Annotated in this window: 15 protein-coding genes; 12 read left to right on the top strand and 3 right to left on the bottom strand. The window is 41.3% G+C overall.

Annotated elements, in window-relative coordinates; genetic code table 11:
• Positions 1-21 precede the first annotated feature (21 nt).
• The 12 genes from Q0590_RS23585 (at position 22) to Q0590_RS23530 (ending at position 14,476) form a co-directional block, all read left to right on the top strand.
• On the top strand, positions 22-945 hold the full coding sequence (locus tag Q0590_RS23585; protein WP_302040079.1) for a sugar phosphate isomerase/epimerase family protein: 924 nt from the start codon (positions 22-24) through the stop codon (positions 943-945).
• 903 nt (positions 946-1,848) lie between these two features.
• Positions 1,849-2,334 carry a DUF305 domain-containing protein gene (locus Q0590_RS23580; protein ID WP_302040078.1) on the top strand — a complete coding sequence of 162 codons (486 nt, stop codon included), beginning with the start codon at positions 1,849-1,851 and terminating at the stop codon, positions 2,332-2,334.
• Positions 2,335-2,634: 300 nt separating this feature from the next.
• The gene (locus Q0590_RS23575) at positions 2,635-3,015 is read left to right on the top strand and encodes a hypothetical protein (RefSeq protein WP_302040077.1); all 381 of its coding nucleotides are present in this window, start codon (positions 2,635-2,637) and stop codon (positions 3,013-3,015) included.
• 256 nt (positions 3,016-3,271) lie between these two features.
• On the top strand, positions 3,272-3,889 hold the full coding sequence (locus tag Q0590_RS23570; protein WP_302040076.1) for a TlpA family protein disulfide reductase: 618 nt from the start codon (positions 3,272-3,274) through the stop codon (positions 3,887-3,889).
• Positions 3,890-3,980: 91 nt separating this feature from the next.
• Positions 3,981-4,445 (top strand): DsrE family protein, encoded by a 465-nt coding sequence (locus Q0590_RS23565; protein WP_302040075.1) that lies wholly within the window; start codon positions 3,981-3,983, stop codon positions 4,443-4,445.
• A 23-nt stretch (positions 4,446-4,468) separates the two neighbouring features.
• Positions 4,469-5,932, top strand: a complete 1,464-nt coding sequence (locus Q0590_RS23560) for a bifunctional metallophosphatase/5'-nucleotidase (RefSeq protein ID WP_302040074.1) — start codon at positions 4,469-4,471, stop codon at positions 5,930-5,932.
• A 36-nt stretch (positions 5,933-5,968) separates the two neighbouring features.
• Complete coding sequence (locus tag Q0590_RS23555; protein ID WP_302040073.1) at positions 5,969-6,430, top strand: hypothetical protein; 462 nt, start codon at positions 5,969-5,971, stop codon at positions 6,428-6,430.
• 125 nt (positions 6,431-6,555) lie between these two features.
• A complete protein-coding gene (locus tag Q0590_RS23550; protein WP_302040072.1) occupies positions 6,556-7,938 on the top strand; it encodes a TolC family protein in 1,383 nt (460 codons plus the stop codon).
• A gap of 14 nt (positions 7,939-7,952) precedes the next feature.
• Complete coding sequence (locus tag Q0590_RS23545) at positions 7,953-11,126, top strand: efflux RND transporter permease subunit (protein ID WP_302040071.1); 3,174 nt, start codon at positions 7,953-7,955, stop codon at positions 11,124-11,126.
• A gap of 33 nt (positions 11,127-11,159) precedes the next feature.
• On the top strand, positions 11,160-12,320 hold the full coding sequence (locus tag Q0590_RS23540) for an efflux RND transporter periplasmic adaptor subunit (protein WP_302040070.1): 1,161 nt from the start codon (positions 11,160-11,162) through the stop codon (positions 12,318-12,320).
• An 80-nt stretch (positions 12,321-12,400) separates the two neighbouring features.
• Positions 12,401-13,237: a serine O-acetyltransferase gene (locus Q0590_RS23535; RefSeq protein WP_302040069.1), complete on the top strand. Its 837-nt coding sequence runs from the start codon at positions 12,401-12,403 to the stop codon at positions 13,235-13,237.
• Positions 13,238-13,387: 150 nt separating this feature from the next.
• The gene (locus Q0590_RS23530) at positions 13,388-14,476 is read left to right on the top strand and encodes a VIT1/CCC1 transporter family protein (RefSeq protein WP_302040068.1); all 1,089 of its coding nucleotides are present in this window, start codon (positions 13,388-13,390) and stop codon (positions 14,474-14,476) included.
• Positions 14,477-14,637: 161 nt separating this feature from the next.
• Here Q0590_RS23530 and Q0590_RS23525 read toward each other — a convergent pair whose 3' ends face one another.
• From Q0590_RS23525 to Q0590_RS23515, 3 genes are all read right to left on the bottom strand, one after another.
• A complete protein-coding gene (locus Q0590_RS23525; protein WP_302040067.1) occupies positions 14,638-15,126 on the bottom strand; it encodes a DUF6691 family protein in 489 nt (162 codons plus the stop codon).
• Positions 15,127-15,213: 87 nt separating this feature from the next.
• Positions 15,214-15,792 carry a YeeE/YedE family protein gene (locus tag Q0590_RS23520; protein WP_302040066.1) on the bottom strand — a complete coding sequence of 193 codons (579 nt, stop codon included), beginning with the start codon at positions 15,790-15,792 and terminating at the stop codon, positions 15,214-15,216.
• A 27-nt stretch (positions 15,793-15,819) separates the two neighbouring features.
• The gene (locus Q0590_RS23515; protein WP_302040065.1) at positions 15,820-17,226 is read right to left on the bottom strand and encodes a hypothetical protein; all 1,407 of its coding nucleotides are present in this window, start codon (positions 17,224-17,226) and stop codon (positions 15,820-15,822) included.
• Positions 17,227-17,228 lie beyond the last annotated feature (2 nt).

Raw genomic sequence — 17,228 nt, 5'->3', positions numbered from 1 at the left:
TCATTTTTCTGGCTAAAACCAATGAGCATCAACCGAAGAAAATTCATTCAAACCTCTACAACTGCTTTAATGCTATCATCCCTGGATGTATTTGCAGCCAAACATCCATCTGCTTATCAGATGAACGCCGCCTTTGAACTAAAAATACTAGCCACCAATTGGGGTTTTCCTGGCTCTTTGGATAGCTACTGTGCAAAAGTAAAAGCGGAAGGATATAATGGTATAGAGATATGGTGGCCCATGAAAAAAACGGAGCAGGAGGAGTTATTCTCCCTTCTGAAAAAATACAACCTGGAGGCAGGTTTCCTTTGTGGTGCTAATCAAAGCAACTGGCGGGAAAATCTTGATTATTTTAAAGCAATGATTGATGCAGCCACAGGAAATACAGGTATCAAGCCTTTGTATATTAATTGTCACTCAGGAAAGGACTACTTCAGTATAGATGAGAATAAAGCTTTTATTGACTATACTGTAGCCCTATCCAAAAAAACCGGCATCCGGATTTGTCATGAAACCCACCGGTCGCGCATGTTATTTGCTGCTCCCATTGCTAAACAATACATCGAGAAAAACCCGGAACTGAGAATTACGCTGGATGCATCCCATTGGTGTAATGTAAGTGAGAGTTTATTGAAGGATCAACAGACCACCATGGATTTGGTACTGTCGAGAGTAGATCATATACATGCCCGTATTGGTCATGCACAAGGTCCTCAGGTTAATGACCCACAGGCTCCGGAATGGGTAGAGGCAGTGGAAACCCATTTTGCCTGGTGGGACAAAGTTGTGCAGCTAAAAAAAACAAAAGGAGAAACGTTAACGATTTTAACAGAGTTCGGGCCTCCCAATTATATGCCTACTATGCCCTATACACAGCAACCTATAGTTGACCAATGGGCCATAAATGTGCATATGCTACACTTGTTGCGCAAAAGGTATACTTAAATTATTGGAAAACTAGGATCGTATGCTGAAATTTTATATACGCTCTTTATATAAAGTCGATTGATTTATAGGTAGGAAAGGGAATCGCCCCATCTGTTTTGCTTGTTTAAAATTAACTAACAAATTGATGTATGTAGAAACAATATGGCTGTTCCCAAGAACATATTGCATATTATACTAGCTGCAGAATCCCATTCAATTCCTTCAACAGGTTTGATTACTAACAAAGCCTTTAAGTACGATGTTTTATATCCCCATTGGCTATCTACTCTTACATTGCTTAGTGAATGTAGTTAGTAGTAAAAAATGCCCACTTACTAAAGTTACTAGCGAAAAGCACAAAAACACCCCTTTTCGATTTTAAAAAAATTCTCAAAAATATATCTGCATTTTGGGTACTGCAAATTTTGAATACCAAAAACCGCCAAATTTCGCAAATTTAGCGGTTTTTTCGGAGCCCCCAGTCGGAATCGAACCAACGACCTACTGATTATAAGTATAGCGCCTGTCTGCTGTCAGTCAAGCAGTTAGATGCCATAGGTCTGAAATAGGTCTGAATAAATAATTTTAAAAACACCCTTTTTACCTCGTTTCGCTAGGAAAAATTGAATGGCTTAGACAAGTTAAAGAAGCGTTTTGCACGAGCAATCCCTGTTGAAAGTTAGCTACCTCTGCTCTACTAGTTTTTGCTTTACTTGTCCACTTTTATCTGACAACATACAACACATTAACATTTAAAATTAATAAGGTAGTTGGGCATGTAATCCCGTCAACATAACTCCAGTTGCTTGCCTAACAATAAACTAACTTAAAAGAATACATCTTCGTAAAATCCTTATAAGGCATTTGTTATTACAAGTTAGAACAACTCAACAAATTATATATAACCTTTAAATCTATTAAATGGAAAACCATCAAGTAATGAATCAGAAGCATAGTAAGCCTTACACAAAATTTGTTTTGATGTTAGTTGCCTCCTTTATTGCTATGTACATCACTATGTATTTTAACACCTACGCATTGGACCATGTATATTTCAGCCTGACCCGGTTTTATATGGCCTGTTTAGGGATTGCCGCAATGGCAGTGATCATGCTTTCTTTTATGCAACCTATGTACAAAAACAGGAAGAAAAACATAGCCGTCCTAGTAACCAGTTTGCTAGTGTTTGTTACTGCTTTGACATTGGCGAGAACGCAAACTCCCATAAGTGATGTGCTATATATGAAAGCAATGATTCCGCACCATTCAATTGCTATTCTCACAAGTAAAAGAGCGAATATAAAAGATCCTCAGGTAAGGAAGTTAGCTGATGAAATCATAAAAGCGCAAGAAGAAGAAATTGTAAAAATGAAAGCCTATATTAAAAAATTGGAGTCAGCAAAGTAATCTTTTTTAGCAAATAGTTTATCAATAGGCAAATGGAAGTAATAAAAGTGAATTTACAATATTTGTAGCTTTATCTCTCTTTGATCAACTTGAATAAATTAGCATCTACCCCTATTAACACAACTAAGTGTAAGTCCCAAAAATATTTCAGTGATTACAGAAATAGGAATCAAATTTAATTACCATAATTCTGTTACCCCATGGCAAAGTGCCTCTCTCATTGTTATAGACAGTCGTTTTTGTAAAGCAACTATTTTCTTTATCTTTGCGTTGCTTTAATTGACCAAAGACCATAGTATCTTGTATTATCTTAGAACGTATATAGCCAGCTTACTTTTGATTATTTATCTGTTTGCGCAGGCTATACAGGCTATGGCCATTCCCTCCTCTGTTGCTACAGGTAATATTAAAATACGTAAGGAGTGTAAGTTCAAGAAAGCAAAGAAACAGAAGCTAACTAGTCATTCGTGGGTTGTATACCAAAACCAATCCGATGAAGCGTCTGTACCTGCAGAAGCACTTGTTATCCAATGTGGTGCAGATATAACTAATCTACCTTATAGCTACGCTTATTCTTTAGAAAGTACCTTTTCTCAGCAAATAGTTTATTTGCCTGGTGTTACCACACACTATACTTCTCCGAATCTACTCACAGACGTTGGCCCTCCCAAGATGGCTTAAGACTGGCTGGTAGAAAATACTACACTTTTCTTTTTTAAGATTACATAAATTACTTCTTTCTTAAAAGAGGGTAACTGTACTGTATTCCTTGCAAGTCTTATTTTATTGTGCCTCTGTCTTGGGGTACAACTATTCAAAATCTATTGTAATCTTCTTTTTGGTTTTATAAAAGCTACAATGATTTCTAATCATTAATAGGCTTAATATATCCTATAAAGAAGATCTGCTACCATTTCATTCAATAAATTTTACAATCATGACTCAATCAACAAGAAATAAAAAGGATATTATTCAATGGGTAGTTACTATTGGTATTATCGTAATCTTATTTACTACCGGATTACATACAGAAGTAATTGGTGGTTTGCAACGCCTAGTCTTAGCAACAGGTATTAGCAAACCTGACATACCCGAATCTGCTCCTATTCAGCAAGTGTCTTCTACGAACACCGTAGAAACCAGCAACTACGCGTATAATATGCCTCTACAGGATTTAAATGGTAAGCAAATCAACTTACAAGAACTGAAAGGCAAAGTAGTATTTATGAATTTGTGGGCCAGCTGGTGTCCGCCTTGTATCGCTGAAATGCCTAGTATCCATAACTTATATAAGAAAATGGATACTACGAAAGTAGCTTTTGTAATGCTTTCCTTAGATGAAGATCCGCAAAAGGCTAAAAAATTTATTGATAGAAAAGGGTATTCTTTTCCTGTATACCTGCCTGCCGGAAGTATGCCTGCTGACTTTCACTCAAATGCTATTCCTACTACTTTTATTCTGGGTAAAGATGGAAAAATACTGGCAAGACACGAAGGAATGGCAGACTATGATAATGAAGAGTTTAGTAACTATCTACTCTCACTTACCAAGTAAAAGTAGATGACTCATATATGTACGTTCAACCTTTAGTTAAAATGAAGCTTACGGGCAATTATATGAGCAACATATCAAACAAAAGATAACTATGAATTTGAATAAAAATATAAGTATCAATTTATGGGTTGCCATCCTTGTATTGGTCAGTATGACTTTACTAGCACTGGTACCTAAAAACAATTCTGTACCTACAAGTGAGAAGCAACAAAGACATAGAATCGTCTTCCAGTTATCTTCAGCCGATACGCTTACTCAAAGAGGGCTGTTAAAGAATTTGCAGAACTTATTAACCGAGTGGCCGGATGCGCAGATTGAAGTTGTAAATCACAGCCAGGGCCTTGACTTTGTATTAGCCAAAGAGAGCTTATTCTCCAAAGAAATCAGCGGGTTTATCAAAAAAGGAGTTGTATTTGCAGCCTGTGAGAATACACTCAAATCACGTAAACTCGACAAGTTTGCGCTACTTCCAGGGATCACAACTGTTCCATCAGGAGTGGCTGAGATTGTTAAAAAGCAAGAAGAAGGCTGGAGTTATCTGAAAGCTGGAAACTAATACAGGTATTTAAACTCACAAAGATGGAAGACACAGATAATGATAACAGGAATAAACTTGTCATTTTACAGTTAAATGATGTGCATGCTTATTTAGAGCTGCATCAGGAATGGTTCTGGGAGAATGGCCGTACTGTTTACCGGCCTGCTGGCGGCTATGCCCGAATAGCTTCACTTATTAATCAAAAACGGAAACAATATCCTAACCAGGTTTTAGCCTTTGATGGCGGAGATACCTTTCATGGTACCTATCCAGCTGTGCAATCACAGGGGGAAGTCATGATAGAGGTATTGAATCAGGTAGGATTTGATGCCATGACTGCCCATTGGGATTTTGCCTATGGACCGAAGAGACTTCAACAGTTAGTGAGCAGGCTCAACTTCCCTATGCTTGCCATTAATGTATTTGATAAAAAGTCGGATACGCTTTTTTTGCCTCCCTACCTGGTAAAAGAAGTAAACGGCATACGGGTAGGAATCATTGGTATTGCTTACAATATTGTTGATAAAACAATGCCTGCTTCATTTAGTGAAGGGATATATTTTACACTCGGACGGGAAGAACTACCTCCTATCATTGAGACTTTGCGTGAAGAAGAAAAAGTAGAGTTGATTATCTTGCTATCCCATTTGGGTCTACCTCAAACTATGAAGCTGCTATCAGAGGTTGAAGGGGTAGATATCTGCCTGAATGCCCATACCCATGACCGGATTACGAAGCCTATCATACAAGGTAACACCATTGTGATTGAATCGGGCTGCCATGGTGCTTTTATAGGCGAATTAGCACTGGAGATTAAAGCAGGGAAGATCATTCACTATACGCATCAGTTAATAGAGGTATCCCAGACAATAATGCCTGACCAGGATATGCAAGTGTTAATTGACCAAAGCATGGCTCCTTATAAAGACCATTTATCAAAGGTAGTAGGAACAACCGCCACACCATTAGATAGAAGTACTTGCCTTGAATCCACGATGGATAATTTTTTATTGAAAGCTATTCTGGAAAGCTCAGGGGCAGAGATTGCTTTTTCAAATGGATGGCGGTATGGTGCTCCGATTCGGGCAGGTATTATTACAAGAAATGATTTGTATGATATTACCCCAATGAACCCTGTGATCTCACTGGTAGAGTTATCAGGTGAAGAAATGTTAGCTATGCTGGAAAATAATTTAGAAAACACCTTTTCTGCCGATGCTTATAAACAAGCCGGTGGTTTTGTAAAGCGGGCAATGGGAATAAAAGTATTTTTCAAGATGGAAAACCCCAAAGGTTGCCGCATTCAGGCTTTGTTTATCAATGATAGAGCTATAGAACCGGATAGGTATTATAAAGTGGCCTTTATCACCGTACAGGGAGTGCCCAAAGAATTAGGCCGTAACCGGAGGGATACTACCATTGGGGCAGTAGAAGCCATGGAGCAATTTCTGTCTAAACATGCGCCAGTGCAAATAACGCTTGAAACCACCTTTATAAGCGTGTAGATTTAATAAAATAGATGAACACAAAATACATGGCTTATGAATAAATTTCATGTAACAAAACCGAAAACAGCCAAAGATGAGATGGTTTTAGTAAGCGCTTTTCGGTCAATGTTTTTAGCAGTTTTAATGCTGTGTTTACTTCTTTCCTGCCCACTTAAGCAAGAACTTAAAAGGGCATTCTCAAAGAGTGCACCAGTAGAAAACGGCACGGCTTCTCAAAAGAAGGCTAAAAGTCTAGTATACGATTTTGATCAGAAAGCTACAACCGTAGCTTGTAGTATGGCTGTCTATTCTATACTAGCAGATACAGAGTTAAATCCGCTCTTAAAGAATTTTGCTGTAAAAAATCCATTTTTCCTTCTGGCTGCAAGCCTTGCAAGCGTATACCTCTTACTAATAACTGAGAGAGGTAGAAAAGTTATTCCCCCTGCCTTTTCAGGTAATTTCCTAGCAGGTAATACTGCTCTGTTTCTGCGCCTGCGCAAACTTCTAATTTGATTCCTTTCCTCAATTTATCTCTTCCCTTGCAATAGCTTGGAAAAGAGATCTCTTTTTCGCTTCTCTTTTATCTACAGAGAAGTCAGTAAATCTTTTTCTCACATTTCAATTTTTACTCATATTCTATGATAAGGCTAAAACTTTATCTGGTAGGAATCCTTCTGCTATTTGTTAAGTTGCACGCTTATTCCCAAGCGCCTTCTGAGCTATCCCTTTCGAGGGCATGGGAACTAACCTTAGCTAACTATCCCCTTTTTGCAGAAGATCAGGCACAAATCAAGGCTGCCAGTTACCAGAAACAACTCATTCAACATCAGTTTTTACCTCAACTGCAGTTGCAACTGCAGAATACCTATGGCAGCTATGCTGGCAGTATTGGCTCTTTTTTTCCGCTGCCAGGTATATTCAATGTCAGCGCAAGTCCGGCAGAGCTAACCGGTAGTCCTCATGCGATGACTAACCTGTATGGCTCCCTTTTAATGGATTGGGAAATCTATGCGTTTGGCAGGCGAGGAAAGCAGTTAGAAGCAGCCAGCATACAAGAGCAAGCTTACAAAAGCCGGTATCATGCGTCTCAGATTAAGGTGAGATCAGAAATCAGCTCACGCTACCTGGATATACTCTATAATCAGGTCAATGTAGAATGGGCACATAGAAATGCTGACCGCATGCAGGAAATTCTTGCTTTAGCGAAAAGCTTAGCAGAAGCTGGGTTGAAACCCGGTGCAGATACTTTATTTGCTTTATCTGCTTACCAGCAGGCTGTAGGGGAAGGAGAAAACTGGCAAGGAAAAGCCTTCGAAAGCAGAACAGCATTAAGCGAGTTCATGGCCTTTCCCACGGATACTCTTAGCTTCTCTACTACCTCTTACCTGACTCCTACAGAAGCAAACTTATTTACAGCGCCTGATTCAGTGAGCAACCATCCCTATTTAATTACCCTGCAACACGAGGTAAGCAGAGCCCATGTGCAAAGGCAACTTACCAGACGGAATCTGTTTCCTTCCTTATCTCTTTTAGGAGGTATCTCCACCAGGGGAAGCGGCTATTCGGCAGGTGGCATTGGGGAGCAGTGGTCAGCCGGATTTGGTAACCGGGCAGATAATTATCTTGTGGGTATTGGGCTCACCTGGAATCTGACAAGTGTGTATAACAACAGGCTGGAAAATAAACTAGCGGAGCAAAATACACATATTTCTCAGTCACGCTATAAAACGCAGGCATTAAAGCTCCATACCACCTTGCGTGCGATTGAAAAAAGGCTTTCAGAACAGCAAAAACAACTGATTAGCACAAAATCTGCGGTTCACAGCGCCAGGCAAGCTTACGCGCTGTATATGACCCGCTATGAAAGCGGCTTAATTTCTATGACGGAGCTATTGCAATTACAACTGCTGTTACAGCAAGCCGAGAGATCAGAGATTGAAGCCTTCCATCAGTTCTGGAACCAAGTTATTCTTAAGGCAGAATTTACAGGCGATTTTTCTTACCTGTCCACTCACTTTTAAACTAGTTTCACAACATGAATATCATACGATTTGCGCTGCGCAGACCTATTACCATCATGGTGATGGTTCTTGCCATTGGCTACTTCTCTGTGACAGCCATCCGGAAAGTCAACGTGGATATATTTCCAAACATGGAACTGCCCACCATATACATTGCCATGCCTTACGGCGGATTAACGCCTGCTTACATGGATGGCTTTATGGCCAATGAGTTTCAGAAAGTGCTCATTTTTGTAAGTGGGGTGAAGGATATTGATTTTAAGAGTGTGCAGGGATTTACCCTCATGAAACTCTCCTTTTATCCCGGTACCGATATGGCCCAGGCATCTGGCGAAGTGGCTACCCAGGTATCAAGAGCGCTGGGCTTTTTACCACCAGGCGCTGTACCTCCACAAGTAGTGCGCTTTGATGGCAGCTCACAGCCCATTGGCCAGCTGGTGTTTGAGAGTCCGCAGCGGTCTATCACCGAATTACAAACCCTTGCTTTAACCCGTATCCGGCCCATGTTTGTCAATATTCCGGGGGTAACTGCCCCAGCTCCTTTTGGTGGAAACGTGCGTACGATGGTTGTTAAAGTGAATCCGGAACTAATGCAATCCTATGGGCTTTCAGCCGAAGAAATTACCATGGCCATTGCTCAAAACAACTTGCCTTCCCCGGCGGGAAATATCCGCATAGAGGATCAGAATCTGATGAGCCCTGTAAATTCCATTGCCCGCAGCCCGGAAGAATTTCTCGACATACCCGTCCGTGTGGGCAGTGGCCCCACCGTGTTTGTAAAGGATATTGCCAGCGTAGAAGATGCGGCAGATATCACCACAGGTTATGCGGTGATCAATGGCAAACGCTCCGTTTATTTACCAGTAATTAAAAAAGCGGATGCCTCCACCTTAGAAGTAGTAGACAATCTGAAAAGCTCCATTCCCATGCTGAAAGCAGCTTTGCCAGAAGATGTGGATGTGAAATATGTGTTTGACCAGTCCGGGTATATCGAGCGGGCCCTAAGTAATCTGATCCACGAAGGAATCCTGGGAGCCGTGCTGACCGGCTTAATGGTGCTACTGTTCTTAGGAGATAAACGGGGAGCCTTGATTGTCGTACTGACCATTCCAATAGCCATTTTATCAGCCGTTATCATGCTCTACCTGTTTGGGCAGACTATTAATATTATGACCTTAAGTGGCCTTGCACTCGCCATAGGCATACTGGTGGATGAAGCAACGGTGACGATAGAGAATATCCATCAGCACTTTGAACTGCAAAAGCCGAAACAAAGAGCCATTCTGGATGCTTTACTAGAAATCTCTATTCCGAAACTGCTGATTCTGTTTTGCATTCTGGCTGTTCTGGTGCCATCTTTTATGATGAGTGGCATTCCCAAAGATATGTTTTTGCCTTTGTCACTCGCTGTGGCTTTTGCCATGATTGCCTCATTCATCGCTTCCCAAACATTTGTTCCGATTCTAGCTAACTGGCTGATGAAAAATGATGCTTTTGCTCACCATTCCAAGGATGCTAAAAAGAAGCCGAACTGGTTTGGTAAATTTAAAAGCCACTATCTGACCCTGACAAGAAAAGCCCAGAGGCTTGTGCCAAAAGTAATAGCCGTCTATGCCCTGATCGTAATGGTTATGATTGGTGTAGGAGGTTATCTGATTGGAACAGATATATTACCTGCTAGCGATAGCGGCGATATTGCTGTAAGAATTACGGCTCCTGCAGGATCACGCCTGGAAAAAACAGAAAAGTACGTAAAACAGGTAACAGCTATTTTTCAGCAGCAATTTCCCAAAGATGCCTTGAAAATCACTTCTTCTTATGTGGGATTACAACCCTCTGCTACAGCCATTAATCCCATATTCATGTTTACAAGCGGCTCACATGAAGCCGTTCTGCAACTTTCCATTGATGCAAATCTGGTGGATGGTTCTATGGAAGATTTGAAAGAACGGGTGAGAAAGGAGGTAAAAGAGCAATTACCTGAACTTGCCTTAACTTTTGAGCCCATGGAGCTGGTGCAGAAGATTATGAGCCAGGGAGCTACTACCCCTATCCAGATTAGCGTGGCTGCCGGGCAACTTAAGCAAGCAGGCGCATATGCAGGCAAAATTGCCAAAGAACTAAAGGGAATTGAGTTTCTACGGGATGTTCGCATTGCAGAGCCACTTGAATATCCAAGTCTTGAAATAGAAGTAGACCGGCAGCGGGCAGGACAACTAGGCATTACCATGCAAGATGTGACCAAAGCTCTCACACTGGCTACTTCTTCTACCCGTTTCACAAGTAAAAATCTATGGCTTGATCCAAAATCAGGGCTTGTTTTTCAAACCCAGGTTCAAATACCTGAAGCCGAAATGCAGTCCGTAGAAAAGCTCCGCACGCTTCCTTTGAAGGCTGGTCAGCCAAGGCCTGTTTTAGAAGATGTGGCAAGCTTAAAACTTACTAAGCTACCAGCGCAGGTAAACCGGAAAGGCCCAAACCGCTACGTCACTATTCTGGCCAATACCTATCAGAAAGATCTGGGATCAGCTTCGAAAGCAGTAGATCTAGCGATCAAAAATGCCGGAGAGCCACCCCGAGGTGTGCTAGTCAAAAGGGAAGGCACCTTGGAGCTACTCTCAGAAACACTGAGTGGTTTACAAACCGGATTGCTGGTAGCCGTTGTCGTTATTTTCCTGATGCTGGCAGCCTATTATCAGTCTTTTTCAGTATCTGCCCTGATTTTATCGGTTGTACCGGCAGTTATTGGAGGCAGTTTGATGTTTTTATTACTCTTTGATAGCACGCTTAATCTGCAATCCTATATGGGCATCATTATGTCTGTAGGCGTATCTGTATCTAATGCCGTACTGATGGTAAACCAGGCGGAATTTAACCGGCTTGAGAAAGGAATGTCGGCTAACTTAGCTTCGCTGCTTGCTGCTTCTTCGCGTCTACGCCCGATTATCATGACTACCCTTGCCATGATTGCAGGCATGATTCCCATGGCTTCCGGCATGGGGGACGGGGGTGAACAAGTGGCTCCTTTAGGCCAGGCAGTTATCGGAGGATTGCTTTTTTCCACCATCACCGCTTTACTGGTCTTGCCTCACCTATTTACCCTTATCCGCAAGAAAGCATCTAGAAAAAGTAACTCCTTAGATCCGGATGACCCGGAAAGTGAGTTTGCATCACTTCAAGTAGCCTGAAATAATCTATTCATTTATACTCTTATCAATTCTATGAACATCACTAAGCATTTTTCAATATATTCGTTCATCCTTTTTTTCTTTGGAATCTTCCTTTTTGAAGGTTGTTCTCAGAAAAAAGATGAGCCTGTAAAAACGTCAAAACAAGCATCGGCTACTGCGCCAGATGTACTCGTGAAAGAAGCTCAAGCGGACAACCCGGAATATACCTTGACACTGCCCGGAGAATTACTACCCTATGAGCAGGTAGCCATTTTTCCAAAGGTAAAAGGCTTTGTAAAAGCCCTATATGTAGACCGTGGAAGTCAGGTAAAAAAAGGACAGCTGCTTGCCCTGTTAGAAGCTCCGGAAATTACCCAGCAATATTTATCGGCTCAAGCAGCTGGCAGAAAATTGCATGAAAACTATTTATACAGCAAGCAAAGCTTTGAACGCTTGCAAAAGGCTTCAGCAAAAAGTGGTGCTGTGGCCGCTATTGAATTAGACAAAGCCCGCACGCAACTAGCAAGTGATAGTGCTGCGTATGTAGAAGGCAAAGCGAACACACAAGCTGTCGCAGAACTGAAGGAATACCTGAGCATCCGGGCACCTTTTACTGGAACTATCATCGAACGCAATGTATCAGCGGGTGCTTTAGTAGGGGAAAATACAGGCAAAGGCATGGCTTTGTTTACCATTGCACAAGGGGATCGTTTGCGCTTAACTGTGGCTGTTCCAGAAAAACATGCCCAGTCCATACAACCCCATATGCAGGCAAGATTTACTGTCAGCAGCAGGCCTGGAAAAGTATTTACTTCCTTAATATCTAGAAATGGGGTTGTGCTAAACTCCGAGCAGCGTTCAGTTACGGTAGAATTTGATGTAGATAATCAAACGAAAGCCTTAAATGGGGGAGAATATGCACAGGTACAATTAATGCTGCGTCGCAGGGATTCTACCCTTTGGGTTCCTGTAAAAAGTGTGGTGCATAGTCAGTCTGGCGTATTTCTGTTGAAAGTACAGGATGGGCGGGTTAAACGGGTGCCGGTCAGTGAAGGTATCCGCAGGGATTCTTTGCAAGAAGTCTTCGGAGATATTGCCCCAGGTGAGTTAATAGTAGTAAAAGGTAGCGAAGAACTAGCGGATGATACGCAGGTAAAAACTCTTACCTCAAATCAACAAAATCAAAAGGTAGCCTATCAAGATAAAGAGTAAATTCTAGAGTGTAGTTTCATTCGATTGGTTGAATAGCTATTTTTATTCAACCAATCCTACTTCCAAAGCGTTTATAAATTATGGATAGAGCCTATTTGCAAAATTTATACGAGGCACATGTCAAGTGCCCGGATTGCCCTCCCCCTGCCGTAGTAGCGGCTTTTTTTGATGAACTTTTAGGAACCATGTTTCCTGATTTTTCCAAGAAATATTTTGCTTCCGTAGATGAACTGGATCTCCATATAAATAAGTTAAAATTACAACTATCGCATATTCTATTTAAAAACCCAAGCAGGGAACAAGTGGATTGGGAAGGGCAAGTAGAAGTTTTCTTTGAGGCGCTTCCCGGAATACAAGCAAAATTAGATGGGGATGTAGAGGCGATGTATCAAGGAGATCCGGCAGCAAAAAGTCCCAATGAAGTTCGCCGCACCTATCCTGGGTTCTATGCTATTGCTGCCTACAGGATAGCCCATCAATTGCATATAATGAGTGTGCAGGTGATTCCAAGAATTATTACCGAACATGCTCATAGTAAAACAGGAATTGATATACACCCCGGCGCTCAAATTGGGGAGTCCTTTTGTATTGATCATGGCACCGGCATAGTCATCGGAGAAACTGCTATTATCGGCAATCATGTGAAGATTTACCAAGGTGTAACGCTAGGCGCTTTAAGTGTAAATAAGGAAGATGCTGCAAAAAAACGACATCCCACTATTGAGGATCATGTAACGATCTATGCAGGCGCTACCATCTTAGGAGGAAACACCGTAATTGGGCATGATAGCATTATTGGCGGAAATGTATGGATTACCAGAAGCATACCCCCTTCCACGAAAGTTTATTATAAGGCTAAAATGCATAATGAAGAAACAGGCGATACGGATTTGATTGTATTTAAGACTAGTATTTAATAGAAGTTGTTGAATAAAAGGAAGCATTTACTTAAATAGCTTCCTTTTTAAAATCAATATTTACACTGGCTTTTCTTGCTAACAGGCTCACACAAGTCTCGATTCATTAAACAGAAACCATTCTCTATATTTCTAAGGTAAACAATCCATATGAACAATATACAAACTGAGATTGATGCATGGTTTTTATATCAACAGCTTGCCAATCAGGAAACGGATGAGACTATTTCCAGTGTATACAGGCAAATGAGTGCGATCGAAAAGGGCCATGCTGAAGCCTTTGCCAAAAAGAAGAATATACCTTTAGCTACTTTACTTCAGCCTTCCTGGAGAGCAAAAACGTTAAATATCATAGGTAAACTATTCGGCTACAATTATGTATTGGGCGCATTGATGGATACTGAAAAGAGTATTTCAAATGCCATGATTAACCAAAAACAAAAAAATAAACAACCATTGACCGGTATGGAAACAAACCATGTATCCATACTTAGAACCATTCTTGAAAAAGAAAAAAAAGTTACTGGAGCACAAATTTCAAAATTTGAAAGCCGTCATCGGTCTGTTGGAGGAAATGCCATCCGGGCAGCTGTATTAGGAGGAAATGATGGCTTAATTTCCAATTTTAGTTTAGTGATGGGCATTGCCGGAGCTACGGCTTCCCAGGAAGGAGTTTTGTTAGCCGGAATTGCCGGCTTATTAGCAGGCTCCCTCTCTATGGCATTAGGAGAATGGATTTCGGTAAAGAGTTCGCAGGAATTATACGAAAACCAAATGCAGATAGAAATGGAGGAGCTGGAAGCTGATCCGGAAGGTGAACAGAAGGAACTAGCTTTAGTATATATGGCCAAAGGTATCCCGGAAGCACAATCCTATCAAATGGCGGCAGAGATGATGGAAGATAAAAGCCTGGCTCATGAGCTATTAGTAAAAGAAGAATTAGGAATAGATGCAGAGGAACTAAAAGGTTCTGCCATGGAAGCAGCTATATACTCCTTCATTCTCTTTGCGATAGGTGCGGTGATACCGGTTTTACCTTTCATGTTTACAAGTGGCATGAAAGGCATCATTTTGAGTGTTTCCCTTAGCGCAATAGGCCTTTTTATGATTGGTGCTGCCATCACCTTATTTACAGGTAAAAATGTCTGGTATTCAGGATTTAGACAAGTTTTATTTGGGTTAGCCGCTGCTGCCTTAACGTTTGGGATTGGGAAATTGATAGGGGTTTCTCTAGCCTAGTATATGGTTAGGAATAGCAATTTTATAATTAGTAAAGGCAGTAGTATCTTTAATACACATAAACTTTAATAAAATCAGTAAAATTAAAAAGGAGGCACTCAGTTGCGTATCCTCCTTTTTAATCACCTAAACAAACAATTTATTACTTACCAAATGAATTTTTAGTTAGGGAGTTTATGGCTAAACTTTCCATACAGCCAGGTACCTGCTATGGCACTTAGTAGAGTGACCAGAACCACACTAAAGCCACTGCCAATCTGGGCAAAGATAGGACCCGGACAAGCGCCTGTGATTGCCCAGCCTAAGCCAAAAATAAAGCCACCGATGATCTGCCCTTTTCTAAACTCTTTATCGTGAAGTACTACTTTTTCGCCTTGTATGGTTTTAATGTTGAACCGTTTGATGAGTTGTACCGATAGAATCCCTACCAGGATAGCTGAACCAATCACCCCATACATGAAAAAGGATTGTAAGCGGAACATTTCTTGTATTCTAAACCAGGAGATAATTTCTGCTTTGGTGAACACAATCCCAAACACGATTCCTACAATCAGATACTTGATCAATCCTTGAGGGCTATCTCCATATTTTTGTTCATTGGGAGCATCGCAAACAACTGGCTGTGCGGTTTTTACTCGTTCTTTTATCATTATTTGCTCTCTATTCATTGTCATTCTTTATTTTATTTAACTCTATAGCTATTCTAAACTATGCTTGTCTTACAAATGGTAATTATCTTATTGCACCCATGCCATAATGTAAGGCATCAGCAGGTGAGTCATAGTAAATCCGCCTGCCATAAAGGAAATGGTTGCAATCAGGGATGGCCACTGCAGGTTGCTTAATCCCATAATGGCATGCCCACTGGTACATCCACCGGCATAGCGGGTACCAAAGCCTATCAGCAATCCGCCGAGCACAAAGAATACCAGGCCTTTGCCTGTAAACAGGTTATCCCATGTGAATATTTCTTGGGGTAGTAGTTGTGTAAAATTTGTGATACCTAAGGCTCTCAAGTCTTCCTGTGTAGAAGCAGCTACAGTAATAGCTTCCGGGTTGGCAAAGAAGGTGGTAGCAATAAATCCTCCGATCAAAATACCTACTACAAACACCAGGTTCCAGGTTTCCTTGCGCCAGTTATAGGTAAAAAACGGGATCTTGGCTGGCACGCAGGCTGCACAAATGTGCCTAAGGGAAGAAGATATCCCAAAGGATTTATTGCCTAGTAAAAGCAAAAGCGGTACAGTAAGTCCGATCAGGGGTCCGGCTACGTACCATGGCCAGGGCTGTTTTATGGTTTCTATGAGTTGTTCCATGCTTGTTATTAAATTTAATTCGTATTGTTAAAATTTATAATCTACTACTACATTCAGGTTCCACATGTTTACTTTGTTTATTGCTACCTGATCGGGTAATGTGGCTTTGTGATCTGGTAGTTTATGCACCGCTAGTAGTTTAATATCTAATCCTTCCAAACTGCCTGCAGGCTTATAATCGAGCATTCCACTCAAATGATAGTAAGAAGGAATGCCATATTTATTTAGCTCAAAATTATCGGCTGCCGGGGACACCACCTTACTTACGCCTACTTGCGTGTTTAGCTTGGTGCCTGGGATTTGATACTCATATTTGAGTGCGTAGGCTTGCACTCCTCCTTGACCCTCGAAACGCTCCCTGGGCAGGCTCACATAAAATATTTCCCGGCCCCATTCTCTTGGGAACAGAAATCTTCCCCCTTTGTTGATGCCTAAATAATTGAAAGTAAGGGTATGCGATTTTACTTGCCCACCTATGCTCATTCCCATTCCAAAAGTGCTTTCATTTGGCAGTATATAACTCTTCCCCGGATCTGTGTTTCCTCCCCTACTGATAGCCCTTTCATAAAATCCTTGTACACCAGCTATCAGATTGATTGTATTTTTTTTGGCATGATAGTCTGCCTGGAACATAGAAATGTTAAAAACATCTTCTGTAAAGTAATTCCAGGCTTGTGCTTTTACTACATCATTTTTGTAGCTCAAACCTGCTAGTCCGATTCCTTTGCTGCGGATATGATCTTTATAACCAGAAGGTGAACCATCGGTGTGCTTTCCGGAAGAATATACGCCAAAAGATTCCTCTATAGAATACCAGTCAATTGTGCCTCGTGGAGTAACACCGGTGATCCATGCTCCGGTAGCTTCCCACTTTCCTACCCTATAATGCCCGGTTAGTCCGCTAAACAGGTTTGGCCGCATGCGGTTATCTTGCTTGTTGAGGAAGGGTGAATGTAGTTTCTGTCTTCCCAGGGTAAATTGCCAGCGGTTCTTTTTATATTCTATAAACAGTTCCTCTAGCCTATCTAAATCTATCCCATTCTCCGGATGATGCGTATCATATAAAGCAATCTCATAGCGGTTCATGGCTCCTGTAGCCGGATCGATTTTTTCCAGATTATGCGCATAGATTCTCAGGATAAAAAACCCACTCATCCCTACCCTGAAGTTTTTGTAGGCAGGAGAATAATACCCAATGCCTGCTCCAGTAGCTAGTGTGCTGTAATCTGTCAGTGATCCCTGGTTAAGTGTGCTCATAAAGTATGATCGCAGGTGCAACTCAAATTCTCCCCTTTTTAAAAACTTACGTAATCCTTTTTGCTTCTCTTCTTCACGATCTTGCTGCTGCTCCAACTGCTGCTGTGCCCATGCTGGCAGTGTGAGTGCCAGCATGAGTACAAGAATAGTCAGCAGGGTTCTCCTTTGCCCTTGCATAG

The organism is Rhodocytophaga aerolata (genome assembly GCF_030503435.1).
GTDB classification, from domain to species: domain Bacteria; phylum Bacteroidota; class Bacteroidia; order Cytophagales; family 172606-1; genus Rhodocytophaga; species Rhodocytophaga aerolata.
This window is presented reverse-complemented; position numbering and strand designations above follow the sequence as displayed.